The organism is Actinomadura macra NBRC 14102, from assembly GCF_001552215.1.
In the GTDB taxonomy this organism is placed as follows: Bacteria; Actinomycetota; Actinomycetes; order Streptosporangiales; family Streptosporangiaceae; genus Spirillospora; species Spirillospora macra.
In genome coordinates, this window is sequence record NZ_BCQT01000026.1 from 116,350 (window position 1) to 132,800 (window position 16,451).

Annotated in this window: 12 protein-coding genes; 3 read left to right on the forward strand and 9 right to left on the reverse strand. The window is 72.8% G+C overall.

All coding sequences use genetic code 11. The features are described from left to right. Positions 1-81: 81 nt before the first annotated feature. The 9 genes from AMA02S_RS35615 to polA form a co-directional block, all read right to left on the reverse strand. Positions 82-1,329, reverse strand: coding sequence for a carbohydrate kinase family protein (locus AMA02S_RS35615; RefSeq protein WP_084265951.1), 1,248 nt, complete (start codon positions 1,327-1,329; stop codon positions 82-84). Positions 1,330-1,390: 61 nt separating this feature from the next. After that, complete coding sequence (locus tag AMA02S_RS35620) at positions 1,391-2,524, reverse strand: glycoside hydrolase family 76 protein (protein ID WP_067467995.1); 1,134 nt, start codon at positions 2,522-2,524, stop codon at positions 1,391-1,393. Positions 2,525-2,570: 46 nt separating this feature from the next. Further along, the gene (locus tag AMA02S_RS35625) at positions 2,571-3,941 is read right to left on the reverse strand and encodes a 6-phospho-beta-glucosidase (protein WP_067467998.1); all 1,371 of its coding nucleotides are present in this window, start codon (positions 3,939-3,941) and stop codon (positions 2,571-2,573) included. Further along, positions 3,938-4,699, reverse strand: a complete 762-nt coding sequence (locus tag AMA02S_RS35630) for a DeoR/GlpR family DNA-binding transcription regulator (protein ID WP_218005233.1) — start codon at positions 4,697-4,699, stop codon at positions 3,938-3,940. The genes AMA02S_RS35625 and AMA02S_RS35630 overlap by 4 nt, the downstream gene beginning before the upstream one ends. 240 nt (positions 4,700-4,939) lie before the next feature. After that, positions 4,940-6,247, reverse strand: a complete 1,308-nt coding sequence (locus AMA02S_RS35635) for a phosphodiester glycosidase family protein (RefSeq protein WP_218005234.1) — start codon at positions 6,245-6,247, stop codon at positions 4,940-4,942. A gap of 171 nt (positions 6,248-6,418) precedes the next feature. Further along, positions 6,419-7,312 (reverse strand): hypothetical protein, encoded by an 894-nt coding sequence (locus AMA02S_RS35640; RefSeq protein WP_169806955.1) that lies wholly within the window; start codon positions 7,310-7,312, stop codon positions 6,419-6,421. A 752-nt stretch (positions 7,313-8,064) separates the two neighbouring features. Beyond that, positions 8,065-9,348 carry a hypothetical protein gene (locus AMA02S_RS35650; RefSeq protein ID WP_067468009.1) on the reverse strand — a complete coding sequence of 428 codons (1,284 nt, stop codon included), beginning with the start codon at positions 9,346-9,348 and terminating at the stop codon, positions 8,065-8,067. Further along, entirely contained in the window at positions 9,341-10,396 is a 1,056-nt protein-coding gene (locus tag AMA02S_RS35655; protein WP_067468011.1) for a TRAFAC clade GTPase domain-containing protein, read from the reverse strand. Before AMA02S_RS35655 ends, AMA02S_RS35650 begins: the two co-directional genes overlap by 8 nt. 226 nt (positions 10,397-10,622) lie before the next feature. Further along, positions 10,623-13,253, reverse strand: a complete 2,631-nt coding sequence (polA, locus tag AMA02S_RS35660; protein WP_218005235.1) for a DNA polymerase I — start codon at positions 13,251-13,253, stop codon at positions 10,623-10,625. 65 nt (positions 13,254-13,318) lie between these two features. Between polA and AMA02S_RS35665 the strand changes: the two genes are divergently transcribed. The 3 genes from AMA02S_RS35665 to AMA02S_RS35675 all read left to right on the forward strand — a co-directional run bounded on the left by AMA02S_RS35665 (position 13,319) and on the right by AMA02S_RS35675 (position 16,444). After that, the gene (locus tag AMA02S_RS35665) at positions 13,319-14,161 is read left to right on the forward strand and encodes an LLM class F420-dependent oxidoreductase (protein ID WP_067468182.1); all 843 of its coding nucleotides are present in this window, start codon (positions 13,319-13,321) and stop codon (positions 14,159-14,161) included. A 129-nt stretch (positions 14,162-14,290) separates the two neighbouring features. Further along, positions 14,291-15,634, forward strand: a complete 1,344-nt coding sequence (locus AMA02S_RS35670) for a PP2C family protein-serine/threonine phosphatase (protein WP_067468018.1) — start codon at positions 14,291-14,293, stop codon at positions 15,632-15,634. 3 nt (positions 15,635-15,637) lie between these two features. After that, on the forward strand, positions 15,638-16,444 hold the full coding sequence (locus AMA02S_RS35675; protein WP_067468021.1) for an SAM-dependent methyltransferase: 807 nt from the start codon (positions 15,638-15,640) through the stop codon (positions 16,442-16,444). Positions 16,445-16,451 lie beyond the last annotated feature (7 nt).

Genomic DNA, 16,451 nt, shown 5'->3' on the forward strand with positions numbered 1-16,451 from the left:
TCTCGCCGTGTTCGGTCGTGCGCCGTCCTGGTCGTGTTCGGTCGTACGTCGTCCTGGTCGTGCGCCGTGCCGTCCTCTCGGTCAGGACGGCTGCCGGGGGTCGGCCCGGAGGGTGGGTTCGGCGCGGACGACGGTGTCGGTCGCCGAGTCGGGGATGTAGTCCACGACGAAGGCGTACGGTTCGAGCTCGGATTCGGGGACCTCGCCGGATTCGCCGAACGCGGCGATCTCGCCCCAGCACGGTGCGCCGAGCGAGCCGCTGCGGTGCCGGACCGACAGGCCCGCGCACAGGTTGGCGAACCGCAGCCGTTCCGCGAGCGGCAGCCCCGCGAGGGTCCCGAACAGGAATCCCGCGCCGAACACGTCGCCCGCCCCGGTCGCGTCGAGCGCCTCCACGGGCAGCGCCGAGGTCTCGGCGACCTCGCCCGTCCGGGAGTCGATCGCGATGGCGCCGTCGCCGCCGCGCTTGACCACCACCACCGGGACACGCTCGGAGAGCGCGCGTGCGGCCTCCTCCGGCGAGCCCGTGCGGGTGTAGGCCATGGCCTCCACGGCGTTCGGCAGGAACACGTCCACGTGCTCCAGCCGGTCGAGGACCTCGCTGGACCACGTCTCGGTGGCGTCCCAGCCAAGGTCGGCGAACACGGTGGTGCCCGCCTTCCGCATCTCCTTGGCCCAGCCCGGCACCGGGCGCTCGATGTCGACGAAGCAGGCGCGGGCAGAGGGCGGCGGGGAGCCGAGCACCGCCCCCGAGGGGTCCGTTGAGGCGTCCGCGCCGTCTCCGGCGCCGGTCCTCGTGCCGGACGCGAGGTCCGGCATGGGCCTGGCGTAGGTGACCATGCTGCGGTCGGAGTCGTAGGCCAGCGACACCGTCACGGGCGTCGGCCAGCCCGGCACCCGCCGGGAGTGGCCGAGATCGACGCCCTCCTGTTCGGCGAGGGTCCGCCACAGGTAGGCGCCGAACATGTCGTCCCCGAAGGGGGCGGCGAGCCCGACGCGCAGTCCGAGCCGGCTCATCGCGACCGCGATGTTGGCGACACCGCCGGGCGCCGAGCCGAGCCCGTCGGTGAACAGCTCGGTCCCGGGCGGCGGCAGGCCGGGCAGCCCGGTGAAGATCATGTCCATGAAGACCTGGCCGGACAGGAAGACGTCCAGGTCGTGCGAGGCGGCGGGGCCGCCGGCGCGGCGGAGCAGGTCACCGGCCGGGCCGCGCTCGGCGCACGGGTCGGCCAGCGACGGCTCGGGCGCGCGCCCGAGTGCCGCCTCCTCCCGCGCGGGTTCCGCGGCCGCGGTGCGGGACGAGGCCACGTTGAGGGTTTCCGCTGTCATGACGCCTCCTCACGAGGGCCGTCGGTACTGGTGGTCATGTCGCTCGCGGTGCGCGTCCCGGTCACAGGACGGCGGTGAGCAGGGACACCGCGGACTCCTGACGGGCGATGTCGGCGCGGTCGTACGGCCCGGCCCAGCTCAGCCCGTACAGGTCGCCCTGACGTCCGTGCGCGTACAGCGAGGCGGCTTGCGCGCGCAGGTAGCCGCGGTACGGGTGGCCGGGCAGGACCGTGTCCAGCTCGGCGAGGTTGCGGGCGAAGATGCCCTTGAACGATGCCTGGTCGGCGTTGCAGGTGCCCGCGGGCTCGCACGGCTCGGTCAGGACGCCGCGGGGCGACAGCGCCGGACTCTTGATCACCGCGTCGGCGATGCGCCGGGCCGAGGCCAGCAGCCGCCGGTCGTGGGTCGCCCTGTACAGCTCCGCGAGCCCGCCGAGGACGACGCCCTGGTTGTAGGTCCAGGTCGTCCCGTGGTTGCTGGCGCAGCCGCCGTCCTGGGTGGTCAGGCCGTCGTTGACCAGGTTCTCGCCGTTGATCATCCCGCTGCGCTCGAACCAGCGCCATGCCTCACGGGCACGGGCCAGGTGGACACGGTCGCCGCGGTCACGGTTGTGCAGGGACGCGAGCAGCTTGAAGTACAACTCCAGGCTGATCGCATTCTTGTAAGACTTGCCGGGAATGTCCCACCAGACGCCCCCGCCGCACGTGTCATCCCAGTACTTGCGGATGTACTCCTCGTCGGTCTTGGCGATGGCGAGGTAGCGCCGGTCCCGGGTGATGTCGTACATCCGGACCATGGCCAGCGCCCACCAGCCGGTGTCGTCGGTGGAGTCGGCACGGAACTCCCCGCCGCCCTCCGGCCACCACGGCAGCGGCTTGCGCTGCTGCTCGATGGTGTTCTTCACCTCGCGCATGTAGCGGGTCGACCCGGTCTTCGCCATGTAGTCCAGCAGGGCCTGCAACGCGTTGCCCGACTGCCACCAGGGCGATTCGGGCTGCCAACGGCCCGACTCCCGGTCGTAGAACCGCATCATCGCCTCCACCGACGCCGCCGCCCTGGCCCGGGCGTCCGACCGGTGCGGTGACGCCTGCGCGGGCAGGGCGCCCACGAGCAGCGTCATCGCCACCGCGCCGGCGAGAGCGCCCGCGAGGAGACGGGCCCCGCGCAGTCCGCCGGCGATCAGTCCTCTGGTCATCGTTCGCGCTCCTGTCGGGGGGTCGGGGCCGGCGGCCGGCCGCAGGTCACCTGCGGCCTCCGGCCGTGAAGACCGCCGCCACCTCGGGGATGCGGTCGATGTAGCCGTCGAGCAGCCGGCGGCCGACCGACACCGAGTCGACCAGGGGGTGCAGGGCGAACGCCTTGACGGCGTCCGTCCGCGAGCCGGTGAGGGCGGCGCCGATCGTCAGCCGCTCCACGGCCTTCACCTGCTGCATGAGACCGGTCTGGTGCAGGTCGGGTTGGTCCAGGACGAGCGGGTGGATCCCGTTGGCGTCCACGGTGACGGGGACCTCCACCACGGCGTCGGCGGGCAGCGCCGTGACGGTCGAGCCGTTGCGGACGTTGAGGATCATCGTGGCGGGCTCGTTACGGCTGATCGCGGCCATCACGCTGAGCGCGACGCCGGCGTACCCCTCGTCCACGGGGTCCACCCCGGCGTGGTCGTCGAGGGCCTCGCCGGTTTCCGCGCCCTTCATCTCGGCCATGTAGCTGGCACTGCGGGAGGCGACCGTCTCGCGCCACATCTCCAGCGCCGCGCCGCCGGACGCCGCCGCGATCCGCTCGTAGAACGCCCCCTGCTGCGTGGCGAGGAACTCGCCGCGGGTCTGCGGGGCGTCCAGGGTGGCGCGCACCGCCTCCCGGTTGAAGTAGTAGTAGTAGAGGTACTCGTTGGGGATGACGCCGAGGTCACGCAGCCACTCGCGGCCGAAGACGACGCCCTCCTCCAGCGAGCCGAGGAGCGTGTCGTCGGCGAGCAGGCGGGGCAGCACGTCCACACCGTCGTGCAGGATGCGGCGCATCCAGCCGAGGTGGTTCAGGCCCACGTAGTCGAGCTGGAGCGGCGCGGGCTCCAGCCCGAGCGCGGCTGCGACCCGCGTCCCGAGCCCGGACGGGGTGTCGCAGATGCCGAGCACCCGGTCGCCGAGCACGCTCTGCATCGCCTCGGTGATCATCCCGGCGGGATTGGTGAAGTTGATGACGTAGGCGTCCGGGGCCAGCGCCTTGACGCGGCGGGCGATGTCGACCATGACGGGGATGGTGCGCAGCCCGTAGGCCAGGCCGCCCGCCCCGGTGGTCTCCTGTCCGAGGACGTTCAGGTCGAGTGCGACGCGCTCGTCGCACACCCGCCCGGCGATCCCGCCGACCCGGACGGCGGCGAAGACGAAGTCGGCACCCTCCAGCGCCTTGTCCAGGTTCGTACTGGTGTAGACCGCCGGCGCGTCCTCGGCGCCCTCGGCGAACGCGGCGAGCACCGCCGCCATCGCCTCCAGCCGTCCCGCGTCGGAGTCCTGGAGCCAGACCTCCTCGATGCGCGGAGAGCCGTGGTCGTTCAGCAGGGCCTGGTACACGTAGGGCACCCGGAACCCGCCGCCGCCGAGAATGGCCAGCTTCATGCGATGAACACCTTCCCGCCCGCCTGCCGGCAGAGCTCAAGAGTCTGTGGGTCGGCACCGGGCGTGGTGACCAACGTGTCGATCTGCGCGAGGGAGCACACGCGCAGCGACCCGGTGCCGGGGAACTTGGCCTCGCCCGCGACGAGGACCACCCGGTCGGCGGCCTCGATCATGGCTCGCTTGAGCTGCGTCTCGATCTCCATGTCGTCCACGACGTGGCCGTTCGGCCGGACGCCGGTGCAGCTCAGGAAGACCAGGTCGGCGCTGACCTGGCGGAGCGCCGCCTCGGGCAGCGACCCGACGAGCGAGAGGTAGTTGCGCCGCACGACGCCGCCGAGCAGGCACACCCGGACGGCGTCGTCGTCGCGCAGCTCGTCGAACACCGCGAGGTTGGCGGTGATCACGGTGATCGGCCGGCCGCGCAGCCGCCGGGCGATCAGCCGGGTGCTGGTGCCGATGTCGAGCACGACGACCATGTCGTCCTCGACCAGGGAGGCGGCGCGCTCGGCCACCGCCTCCTTCTCGGCGCTGTCGCGCTGCGCCGACGCCGCGAAGGAGATCTCCGGCGCCGCCGCCTGCGGCGACAGCGCCGCTCCCCCGTAGGTGCGGACGAGTTCGCCGTTGCGGTCCAGCACGTCGAGATCACGCCGGATCGTCGACTCGCTCACCTGGAGGGTCTCGGCCAGCTCACGGACGGAGGCCGCCCCCTTCGTACGCAGGGACGACACGATCTGCGCACGACGCATGCTCGATGTCACGCAGGGGAACGTAACACTTCTGCGCGACTTCAGTCATCAGTCGTGGTGTGTTTGCTCGAACTCCGTCAATCACCTCGCTGACGTGCATGGAGTCGGTCAGACGGACCGTCAGGTCAGGGTTGCGCGTCAATCGTGGGAACGTTCCATAGACACAGGAACCGCCCGCGGTCGCTACCGCGGACGGCCCGGTGCGGCTCCCCTGTCAGAACCGGCTGTCAACCCGGTCGGGAACGGCCAAGGTCACGATCCGGTGAAGACGCCGATGCCGTTGGCGACGGCGCGCTCGGCGCCGTCGGAGGGCGTGTTGCGCACGGTCACCTCCGATTCGTCGCCGCGGCGCGCGGCGAACGTGGTGGAGCCGCCGCCGTCGAGGTTGATCCCGTCGTCCGCGCCCGTCTCCTCCAGCAGCGCGGCCAGCTCGGCGACGGTCAGCCCGCCGCTCTTCGCCGACCTGCCGTCCACGACGAGCAGGGAGAGGTGGCGGCCGTCGCCGCTGACGCCCGCCGCGGTGCGCGGGGCCGGGCCCTTCGGGTCCAGCCCGTCGAGCGGTTCGCCGTCGCGCAGGATCGGGAAGCCTCCTATCGCGAACTGGAGCCGCTTGGTCCCGGTGAACCGGTAGCTGACGCGCACGTGCTGCCCCGGCCGCAGCCCCCGCAGTTCGCCCGCCGCCTTGCCCCGCCCGACCAGGACGGTCGTGCCCGCCGGGATCGCGCCCTCGCCGATCGTGTCCGTCACCTTGACCACGACGCCCTGCCGCACCGTCACCTCGGCGGTGTCGGTGTCGCACGGGTCGTTGCGGCGGGTGTCACTGCCGCAGACCGCGCGCAGCCGCGACACCGTGCCCCACTGGCTGGTGAACGCCCCGGCCGTCCCGACCGGAAGCGCGTACTGGTTGAGCCCGCGCAGGGGGACCGTGACGTCCCCGGCACTGATCGTGCCGGTGAGGTGCAGACGTGCGACCCGGCCGCGCCGGTCGGCACCGACCCCGATGACGTCTTCGGCGGAGGTACCGGGCGGCAGCGCCGGCCCGAACCGCTGCCCGTTCGGGACCGCGGCCTTGCGCGGCTCCCCCTTCTCGACCTCGGGGCCGGACGCGGCACCGGTCGCGGGCACACCCGGACGGGTCTCGCTGACGTTGAAGAAGTCGCCGTTCACTCCGGCGAGCGCGTCCTGCGCGTCCGCCATCTGCGAGACGGTCCGGCGCGCGGCGACCACGGGCGGGTGCAGCAGGCCCACGCGGACGCCGGGCGCGCGCAGGTCGACGTCCAGCAGGTCGCCGAGCACGGGCCCGCCCATGCCGGACGTCTCGAAGGTCTTGAAGACCACGCCCGGTGCCAGCCGGGTCACCGAGGTGTAGCGGGGCGGGGCCACCGCGACCGGGCCGGCGGGTGCCGCGGTCCCCGACCGCGCGTCCGGCCGCTCGCCGGATCCCGCTCCGTCCGGCCCGGCACCGCCCGGCGGTCGTGGGGTTCCGGCGGCGCCGGCCGGGACCGCTCCAGCCAGCACGACCACCGTTCCGGCCGCGAGTGCGGCCGCAATCCTCGTCACCACAGCAACGCCTTTCCCAGCAGAAACAAGGGCCTGTTGATAATGGCGTGCCGGAGGTGAAGGAACGAGGATTTGCGTGCCAACATACTTTGAAGATCACCATGCGGTGCCGTATACGCCCCGGTAGCCGGGTATTCGACGGTTGTCGGCGTCCGCCCTCATCCTCCGCCGTCAGACCGACGTCCAGGTCGACTCGTAGGCCGCGACGGACTCGGTGACGGCGTGGGCCCTGGACTCCAGGTCGCGCGCTACGGCCGCCAGCCGGGCCGGGCCGTCGTCGGGCGTCATCGCCCGCAGGTGCGGGCGGATGAGGTCGCCCAGTTCCAGCCTGGTGCGCTCGTTGCGGAGCAGGGCGTCGAAGAACTGGTCGGCGCAGGCGAACAGCGAGCGGACGGCCGCCGCCGACTCCTCCCGCAGTGCCACCGTCAGGCGTTTCAGGACGTCCTCGATGATGGCCGTGAGCGTCTCCGCCAGCCACCGCGCGGTCTCCTCAGCGCTCTCGGTCACCGGGATCATCGCCGCCGCCCGGTCCGGGGAGAGCCCGCGCACCTCGCCGCGCCGCCGGCTGAACGGAATCGTGGTACTCACATTGATCTCGGCGGGGATCGTCCACGGAGCCAGGCTGACACCGAACTGCAGGCCGGCGCCGGAGGAGTCCGCGGACGCCGGACCGGATCCCGGACCGGACGGCGCGGCGGGCTCTCCCGCCGTCGCGGGGCCGTCCTGGTCGATGCCGACGGCGATCGGCTGGACGACGCGCAGGAACAGGCTCTGGTTCCCGTAGCTGATGCTGAGGGCCGCCAGATCCTCGATGGGCGCCGCGAGGACGGGCAGCCCCTGCGCACGAAGGGCGGCGGCGAACGCGGGTAGCGTTCGCTCGGGCGGCAGCACCGGCTCGGGCAGCCGCGACCAGAGCGCCGCGGCGACCATGCCCTGGAGCTCCGCTATCGCCTGGGCGAGCGAGGCGTCCACGAGCCGCCGGAACGTCTCGGCCACGAAGTGCCGGGCACGGATGAACTCCTGCTCGACGGCCGCCTTCCGGAAGACGAGGATCTTCTTGCGCACCCGTGCCGCAGCCGGTTCAGGTGCTCGTGGTTGGAGGGCACGTCCAGACCGGACGCGCGCCCGCTCCGGGCGAACTCGTCCCAGGACGGGTATGGAAAGGCCGCGAAGTCCTCGATCCGCTGCGGCACCCGCATCCCGAGCGCCTCGTGCCGGGGCCGGAGGTAGACCTCCCTGAAGTCGTCGAACGTGCGCAGGACGACCTCGGCGCGCGGCGACGGCGAGTTGAAGATGCGGCTGCGGGCGGCGGTCGTGGGCAGCAGGTCGTCGGAGGTCGGCAGAACGTCGGCGCCGTGCTCGTCGAGCCCGGAGATGGCGCGCAGGAGCGTGCTCTTGCCCGCCTGGGTCTGGCCGATCACCCCGATGTTGAGCGTCGGCCGGGTCGCGCGGCCTCGGACGGCCTCCAGCCGGTCGGTCGCCGCGGCCAGCCCGTGCCGCAGCCGTCGCGGCCTGCCGTCGTCGAGGAACGGGCGCAGGGCGGCGGCCAGGTCGTCGGCGCGCCCGCCCACCGGCAGGGACGGGTCGAGCCGGCTCCGTTCGGCGTGCTCGACGAGCGCGCCGAACAGGTCGCACAGCTCCCGCCAGGCCTGGAAGAGCCGCTCGATCCGGTCCCGTTGCGCGTGCCGCGCCGCGAGCGCGGCGGCGATCTCGGCCTGGATCTGCTGACCCTGCATGGTGTCGCCTCCTCGGGAGCACTGGTGTCGGACAGGGAGGCGGGGGGACGGGAGGTCCGGGAGACGGTCGGGCGGAACGAGCTAGGCGGGCCAGGTGGTGACGCTGACCGTCAGCGTCTGCTCTTCGACCGCATCGATGACGAGGAGGGCCAGCCGGTCGGCGCTCTTGAGGCAGTACGTCGCGCCCTCGTGCAGTGCCTGGACCAGGCCCGGCAGCCGCTTCTCCACCCGTGCGCGGCACCCGGCCTCCGTCGCCTGCTCCTTCGGTATCGTCCGGAGGACGGCCGAGGATGAGGCGGCCAGCAGCCGCCCGTCTTTGTACTTGGCGTCTCCCTCCTCGGCAACCGCCGCGGGGCCCGGAGTGAGCCTGAGCCAGTTCGTCTTGGGCACCGCTACCGAAGTCGTCTTCGGCGGCGCGGGCACGGGCACGCTCGTACGGGGGCTGTTTCCAAGGCTGGAGTCGGGCCCGGGGTCGTCCCTTTCCCCGCCGCCCATGACCAGGCCCAGGGCGAGGACGGCGACCGCGGCCATGCCGAGTAGCCCGCCGCCACCGGCGATCGCGGGCATCAGCCAGCGCGGCCGAACGGCCGTTCCCGGGCGAGACGCGGTTCCGGGCCCTGGTGGTCGCGCCTGGCTGACGGAACGCCGCTGCGGGACCGAACCCGGCGGGACGGTCTCGGAGAGCCCCGCCTGCGCGGGCGCGTCGGCGACGCCGAGGTGCGTGACACCGTCGCGGCCGGCCTTCGGCATCGTCGCCCATCCCAGGACGACGGTCATCGGTCGGGTGGCGGCGTTCGCCTCGTCCCACACCCGCTCCCACGCGGACAGCGGGACGACCTGCGGCCCGCCCACCCCGCCCGCCAGAGCCGGCCCGCCAGGAGGATGCGCGGCGGGTGGCGATACCGGCCAGGGGGCCTGTTCGGGGCCGGAGCGGCGCGGCTGCCGGAGCTGGCTCATGGGCGACGTCCACACCGGGCCCATCCACCGCTCGTAGACCGCCCCGGCCCACTGCCGGTAGCCGTCCCGCAGCCGCGGCCAGGTCGGGCCGGGCGGCGGGCCGGCCGGTCCGCCGGACGCCGCCCAGCCGACGAAGCAGTACATCTCGCGGGCACCGTCGGAGTGCATCGAGGCACTGAGGTCGGCGGCCTGGCAGGCGACGCCGACGAGCCGGTGCCCGCCCGAACGGGCGAGGACGAAGCGCGGCCGGTCGCGCAGGCCCGCGCCGTCCGCGACGGTCGCCCGGACGACCTCGTCCAGCCACCCGCGGTGGTCGGCCCCCTCGGGGACCACGCGCCACCAGCTGTCGGCGTACCGGGTGCGGCCGTAGAGGACGGGCGCCCAGCCGGCGCCGGCGGGCTCAGCCACGATGCGTCCCGATCCAGGTCGCCGGCCGCCCGCCCTCGAAGACCGGCACGTGCCGCAGCATGGGGACCAGGGCGGCGGACTCGGCGTCGCAGTGGTCGCGCCAGTGCTTCATGGTGGCTTCGCGACGGTCCAGTTCCTGGAGCCGGACGGCGAGCCGCTCGCGGGCACGCCGCGGCCCCCGTCCGGCGCCGGCGGGGAGTGCCGCCCATTCGCGGCGGGCGCCGCCGCGGTCGGTGCGCAGCGCCGCCAGCCGGGCGTCGAGCTCCTCGCGCTCACGCCGGTAGAAGCAGGCCAGATGGAACAGGACCGGCAGGTGGACGTCGGTCGGGTTCACCGAGTCGGGAAGGACTCCGCCGTCGGCCGTCCGCTCCAGGGACCCGACGCTCACCGGGCAGACGGCGGTGGTGACCCCGGGCGAGAACGCGACGGGCAGCAGCGCGCGCAGTTCGTCGGCCAGGTCGGTGAGCCGGCGGGGCGCATCCGTTCCGGTCCAGTCGATGACGTCGGCCTTGGTGACCACGAGGGTCAGCGAGGGCAACGGGCGTCCTGCGCCGGTGCGCGTCGTCAGCGTGTCGGTGACGACGGTGGACATCTGCTGGGTGAGGGTCTCCCTGGCCACCGCCTCGCGCCGCTCCCGGCCGAGCGGCTTGCGAAAGTGCTCCCCGTCCAGGATGAGGAGAAGGCCGTGCGCCGTGGAGATCTCCCAGAGCAACTGCTCGGCGTCGGGCGACCCGTCCGGGCCGACGAAGCTCGGCAGCGCGCCACCCCGGTAGTCGGCCCAGTGCAGGCGCGCCAGCGGCCGCATTTCCCGTGCGTAGACGAACGTGTGGCTATGCGGCACGGTGTTGGTCGGCTCGGGCAGCCGCCCCCGCTCTCCGAGGTCGCGCCACGCGTCGGCGAGCACGACGTCGGAATTGCGGTCGGCCTCGTGCAGTGTGCAGTGCTCCGCCCCCCGCGACATGGCCGCGTAGAGCGCGAGGAGATAGGTCGTCTTCCCCGCTCCCGGCGCCCCCATCGTGGACAGCCCGATCTCATGAAGTTCCGTCATCAGGCCCCCGCCCTCGCCACCCGGCCCCGCTTCCCCGGCGGGGTCCCTCACTTTTAGACGCGCACCCGTTGGAGAAAGAAGCGGAATGCCATATCAATTCGGATAACACTGACCGGTAACTGAAAAGAATCTTTAGTGATGTTCGAATTGATCATTTCTTTTCGGACCGCCGGATACGACATTGACAGCGGCATGAAAAGAAAGTGAGGAGCGGCGCCAAGAATGGTCAGTGCGCCGCGGCGTTCCAGTCGGGTCCGCACCCGATCGCCACGTCCAGGCCCACACTGAGCGGGTAGGCCGCGGTCATCTGCGAGCGGACCAGTCCGGCGACCCGCTCCCGCTCGCCCGGCGCCACCTCAAGGACGATCTCGTCGTGCACCTGAAGCAGCAACCGGCTGCGCAGGCCGGCCGCTTGGAGCGCCCCGTCCACCCGCAGCATCGCGATCTTGACGATGTCGGCGGCCGAGCCCTGGACGGGGGCGTTCAGCGCCATCCGCTCGGCGGTCTCGCGGCGCCGCCGGTCGTCGCTGGACAGGTGCGGGAGGTACCGGCGGCGGCCGAGGACCGTGCGGGTGTAGCCGGTCACGCGAGCCTCGGCGACGACGTGCTCAAGGTAGTCGCGGACACCGCCGAGCCGCGCGAAGTAGGCGTCCATCAGCGGGCGCGCCTCGGCCACCGGCAGGCCGAGCTGCTTGGCGAGCCCGAACGCCGACAGCCCGTAGGCCAGGCCGTAGGACATCGCCTTGATCTTGCGGCGCATGTCCGGGGTGACGGCGTCCGGCGGCACGCCGAAGACCTGCGCCGCCGTCGTGGTGTGCAGGTCCTCGCCGGACGCGAAGGCCGCGAGCAGCGTCGGGTCCTGCGACAGGTGCGCCATGACGCGCAGCTCAAGCTGGCCGTAGTCGGCGGTCATCAGGAACTCGAAGCCGTCGGCGGGCAGGAACGCCCGCCTGATCCGCCGGCCCTCCGGGGTGCGGATCGGGATGACCTGGAGGTTCGGTTCGGTGGAGGTGAGCCGCCCGGTCGCGGCGACGGTCTGCTGGAACGTGGTGTGGATCCGCCCGTCCGCGCCGATCTCCCGGATCAGCCCGGCGACCGTCGTGCGCAGGCGCGCCTGGTCGCGGTGGCGCAGCAGGATCTGCGGCAGCCCGTTGTCGGCCCGGGTCGCGAGCCAGGTCAGCGCGTCCAGGTCGGTGGAGTACCCCGATTTGATCTTCTTGGTCTTGGGCAGGCCCAGCTCGCCGAACAGCACGTCCTGGAGCTGCTTGGTCGAGCCGGGGTTGAACCGGCGCCCGGCGACCGCGGCGGCCTCGTCCGCGGCCCGCTCCATCCCGTCGGCGAAGTGCCGCTCCAGCTCGCGCAGCAGCGCCCCGTCCACATGGACGCCGGTGCGCTCGGCTCGGGCGAGGAGGTCCGAGAGCGGGAGCTCCACGTCGTCCATCACCGTGTCCATCCCGGCCGCGGTCAGCTCCGGGGCAAGCTTGCCCGCCAGGTCGAGGACGGCCCCGGCGCGCAGCATCGTCCCGGCGGCGCCCTCCTCGGAGGGGCGGCGGCCGAGATGGCGGGCCGCGAGGTCGGCGATGCCGTAGGCGGCCAGGCCGGGCAGGAGGAGGTAGGCGGCCATCGCGGTGTCGGACGCGACGCCGCCGACCCGCCAGCCGTGCTCGGGCAGCACCCGCAGCAGCGACTTCACATCGTGCAGCGCCTTCGGGTGGCCGGGGTCGGCGAGCCAGCTCGCGAAGCCCCGCTCGTCCGCCGCGGTCAGGCCGGCGGGCTCGAAGGACGCGGCGTGGCCGTCGGAGGTGGCCAGCGCGATCCGGCCGATCCGGCCTTCGCCGCGCTCCCAGGTGTGGTCGGCGGCCAGCCCGACGAGGCCCGCCGACGCCCGCGCACGCAGCCAGCCGGCCAGCTCGTCCGGGCCGAGCTCGCGCCCCTTCAGCCTCGGCCGGGATCCGGCCGGCCGCCCGCCGCCGGGGTCGGCGGCGAAGAGCCGCTGGCGGAGGCTGGCGTTGCGGAACTCCAGCTCGTCCAGCAGCGAGGTGAGGGCGGACTGGTCGTAGGGGCGGCGGCGCAGGTCGTCCAGGCCGGCGGGGAGGTCCAGGTCGCGGACCAGCTCGGTCAGCCGCCGGTTCAACCGGACGCTGTCTCGCGCCGCCCGCAGCCTCTCCCCCGCCTTGCCGCCGACCTCGTCGGCACGTTCCAGCAGCGCCGCGAGCGACCCGAACTCGCGAATCCATCTGGCGGCCGTCTTCTCCCCGATGCCGGGGATGCTCGGCAGGTTGTCGGACGGGTCACCGCGCAGCGCCGCGAAGTCCGGATACTGGGCCGGCGTCAGACCGTACTTCTCCTGGACGAGTCCGGGCGTGTAGCGGATCATCTCCGACGCCGTCCGGTAGAAGTACAGCACGGTGACGTTCTCTCCGACGAGCTGGAGGGCGTCCCGGTCGCCGGTGACGATCAGCACGGTGTGACCGGCCGCGTCCGCCTGCGTGGCCAGGGTCGCGATGACGTCGTCGGCCTCGTACCCGGGCGCCCGGACCGTCGCGACGCTCATCGCCGCGAGCAGGTCGTCCAGGATCCTCAGCTGGCTGCCGAACTCCTCCGGCGAGCGCGAGCGGCCGGCCTTGTACTCGGGGAACGCCGCGGTGCGAAACGTCCGGCGGGAGACGTCGAAGGCGACCGCGACATGGGTCGGTCTTTCGTCGCGCAACACGTTGGCCAGCATGTTCGCGAACCCGTAGACGACGTTGGTGGGCTGGCCGGAGGTAGTGCTGAAGTTCTCGACCGGCAGCGCGTAGAACGCCCGGTAGGCCAGCGAGTGGCCGTCCAGGAGCAGCAGGCGGGGCCGGTCGGTCATGGATCCCATCCTGGCACCCGGGGTAGGCGGGCATGAAAGAGCCTTAGGTGATGTTGGAGGGGGACATGGCGAACAACGACGTGGGACGGTTCGGAATCTGGCGCCGGTGGCAGGACATGACCCCGGAGCTGGCCAAGGGCGTCGAGGACCTCGGGTACGGGACGATCTGGATCGGCTCCTCGCCCGGCGGTGACCTGGAGATCGCCGACCGGCTGCTGGCCGCGACCGACCGGATCGTGATCGCGACCGGGATCGTGAACATGTGGGCGACGCCCGCCGAGCAGGCCGCCGCGGCCTACCACCGGCTCAACGCCGAGTACGGCGGGCGGTTCCTGCTGGGCGCCGGGATCGGCCACCCGGAGGCGACGCAGCGCTACCGCAGCCCGTACGAGACGATCGTGGACTACCTCGACCGCCTCGACGCGGAGGGCGTCCCGGCGTCCGGGCGGGTCCTCGCCGCGCTGGGCCCGAAGGTGCTCAAGCTCGCCGCGCAGCGCACGCGGGGCGCGCATCCCTACCTGACCACGCCCGAGCACACGCGCCAGGCTCGAAGTGAACTGGGCACGCGGCCGCTGCTGGCGCCGGAGCAGAAGGTCGTCCTGGACACCGATCCGGCGCGGGCCCGCGCGGCCGGCAGGGCGTTGGTCGCCGGCATCTATCTGGGCCTTGCCAATTACACCTCCAACCTCCGGCGGCTGGGCTGGTCCGATAACGATTTCACCGACGGTGGAAGCGACGCTCTCATCGACGCGCTGGTCGCGCACGGCGACCCGGAGACGGTCGCGGCGAAACTGACCGCGCACATCGACGCGGGCGCCGATCACGTCGCCGTCCAGTTGCTGTCGGGAGGGGACGCCGATCCACTACCGGGGCTGGGGACACTCGCCGAGGCACTGCAATTGCGCTAACGGCAATTTCTCGAGAACATGCAATTACGGACCACCTGAAGACATGATGTTTGCATGCACTAATAAGGGTCTTCCTGCGGCATGGTTAGGCTTGCCTTTTACCTGACCATCCGGCGGGAGGCGCGAGGCGTGAACGCTGATGTCGCGGCCGACGGGCCGCCGCGCGACCCGGCCCCGGCCGACGCCGTGATCGCGCGGCTGAGCCTGCTGGCCATGGCCGGCACCCGGATGGCGGGCGCCCTGGACATGGAGCAGGTCGCGCGGCAGCTCGTCGAGGTGGCGCTCGCCGGGTTCGCCGACACGGCCGGGGTATACGTGGCCGAGCATCTCATCGTCGGCGACGAGATCCCCCGGCCGTCGGGCACCCGGTCGGTCGAGGTGCGGCGGATCGCGCTCGGTGCCGCGCACACCGACCTGGAGGACTGCTTCCCTTCCGGTGAGGTCCTGGTCTTCGCGCCCGACAGCGCGGTCGCCGTCTGCGTCCGGGAGGGCACGGTCCAACGGTTCGCGGAGCTGCCCGCCGACATCGGCACCGCGCACCCCGGGGCGCGAGACCGGCTCGGCGACCTGGCCGACTTCCTGCTCGTCCCGCTGAAGACCGACGCGTCGATCCTCGGGTTCGTCGCGTTCGCTCGCGGCCCGGCCGCGGGCCCGTTCAGCGACGAGCACACCGCGGTCGCCGTGGAACTGACGGCGCTCGCCGCCGGATGCCTGGACACCGCCCGCCGCTACCAGCGTGAACACGCGGCGGCGCGGGCCCTGCAGGCCGGGCTGATGCCGCGGCTCCTCGGCACCGTCCCGGGCGTCCAGGTCGCGCACCGGTCGGTGCCCGCCGGGCACGCCAACCTCGTCGGCGGCGACTGGTGCGACATCGTCCCGCTGTCCGCCGGCCGGGTCGCGCTCGTCATCGGGGACGCGATGGGGCACGGCTCGGCCGCCGCCGCGGCCATGGTCCAGTTGCGCGCCGCCGCCCGGACGCTGGCGATGCTCGACCTCGGCCCGGCACGGATCCTCACCTGGCTCGACCGGATCGCACCGAGCCTCGGGCCGGTCCAGTTCGCCACCTGCGTGTGCGCCGTCCTGGACACCACGACGCGGACGGGCGTGCTCGGCCGCGCCGGGCATCCCCCGCCGATCATGCTGCGTCCGGACGGCGGCTGCGACACCGTCGACATGCCACCCGGCCTGCCGCTCGGTCTCGGTAACACCGTCTACGAGGACGTCCGGGTCCCCTTCCCCGACGGAACGACCCTCGTCCTGTACACCGACGGGCTGATCGAGTCCCGCGACCGCGACCTGGAGTCCGGCCTCGCCGCGCTGCGGTCCGCGCTCGCCGACGCCACCGCGAGCCTGGACGAGGCGTGCGGCGCGGTCGTCGCCAAGCTCGTCTCCACACCGAGCCAGGACGACGTCACGGTGATGCTCGTCCGTGCCCATGACCAGGGCGTGAAGAGCGCGCCAGAGGAGAGGTAGCCCGTGGACGAACCCGACTGGACCTCCGGCATCGACCAGAGCCAGGCAAGTGTCGCGCGTGTCTACGACTACCTGCTCGGCGGGGCGCACAACTTCTCCGCCGACCGGGACGTCGCGCGCACCCTGGAGGCGATCGAACCGCAGGCGCGGACGATCGCCGCCGCGAACCGGGCCTTCCTCGCCCGGGCGACCCGCTACCTGGCGGCGGAGGCGGGGGTCCGGCAGTTCATCGACATCGGCTCTGGCATCCCGACGCAGGGCAATGTGCACGAGATCGTCCAGCGGGTGGACCCGGAGGCCAGGGTGGTCTACGTGGACCACGACCCGGTCGCCGTCGCCCACAGCACCTCGATCCTGGCCGAGAATCAGCACGCCGACGTGGTCCAGGCCGACGTGACCGATCCCGGGTCGATCCTGGAGCACCCGACCGTCCAGAAGATGATCGACTTCGAGGAGCCGGTGGGGCTGCTCCTGGTGGCCGTGCTGCACTTCGTCCCGGACGACCGGGATCCCGGCGCGATCCTCGCCGCGCTGACCGCGCCGCTGTCGGCGGGCAGCCACCTGGTCGTCAGCCATGGCACCCACAGGGAGCACACGGGCGAGGCCGTCCGGCAGGTCTACCGGCGCGCGGTGGCGGGCGGCCAGGCCACCCTGCGCACCGCCGACCAGATCCGGGACCTCTTCGCGGGGTTCGACCTCCTCCAGCCCGGTCTCGTGCACGGACCGCTCTGGCGCCCCGACTCCCCCGCCGACGTCCCGGAGAATCCGGAACGGTTCTGGTTCCTGGCGGGCCTCGGCCGCAAACAGTGAACCGCCC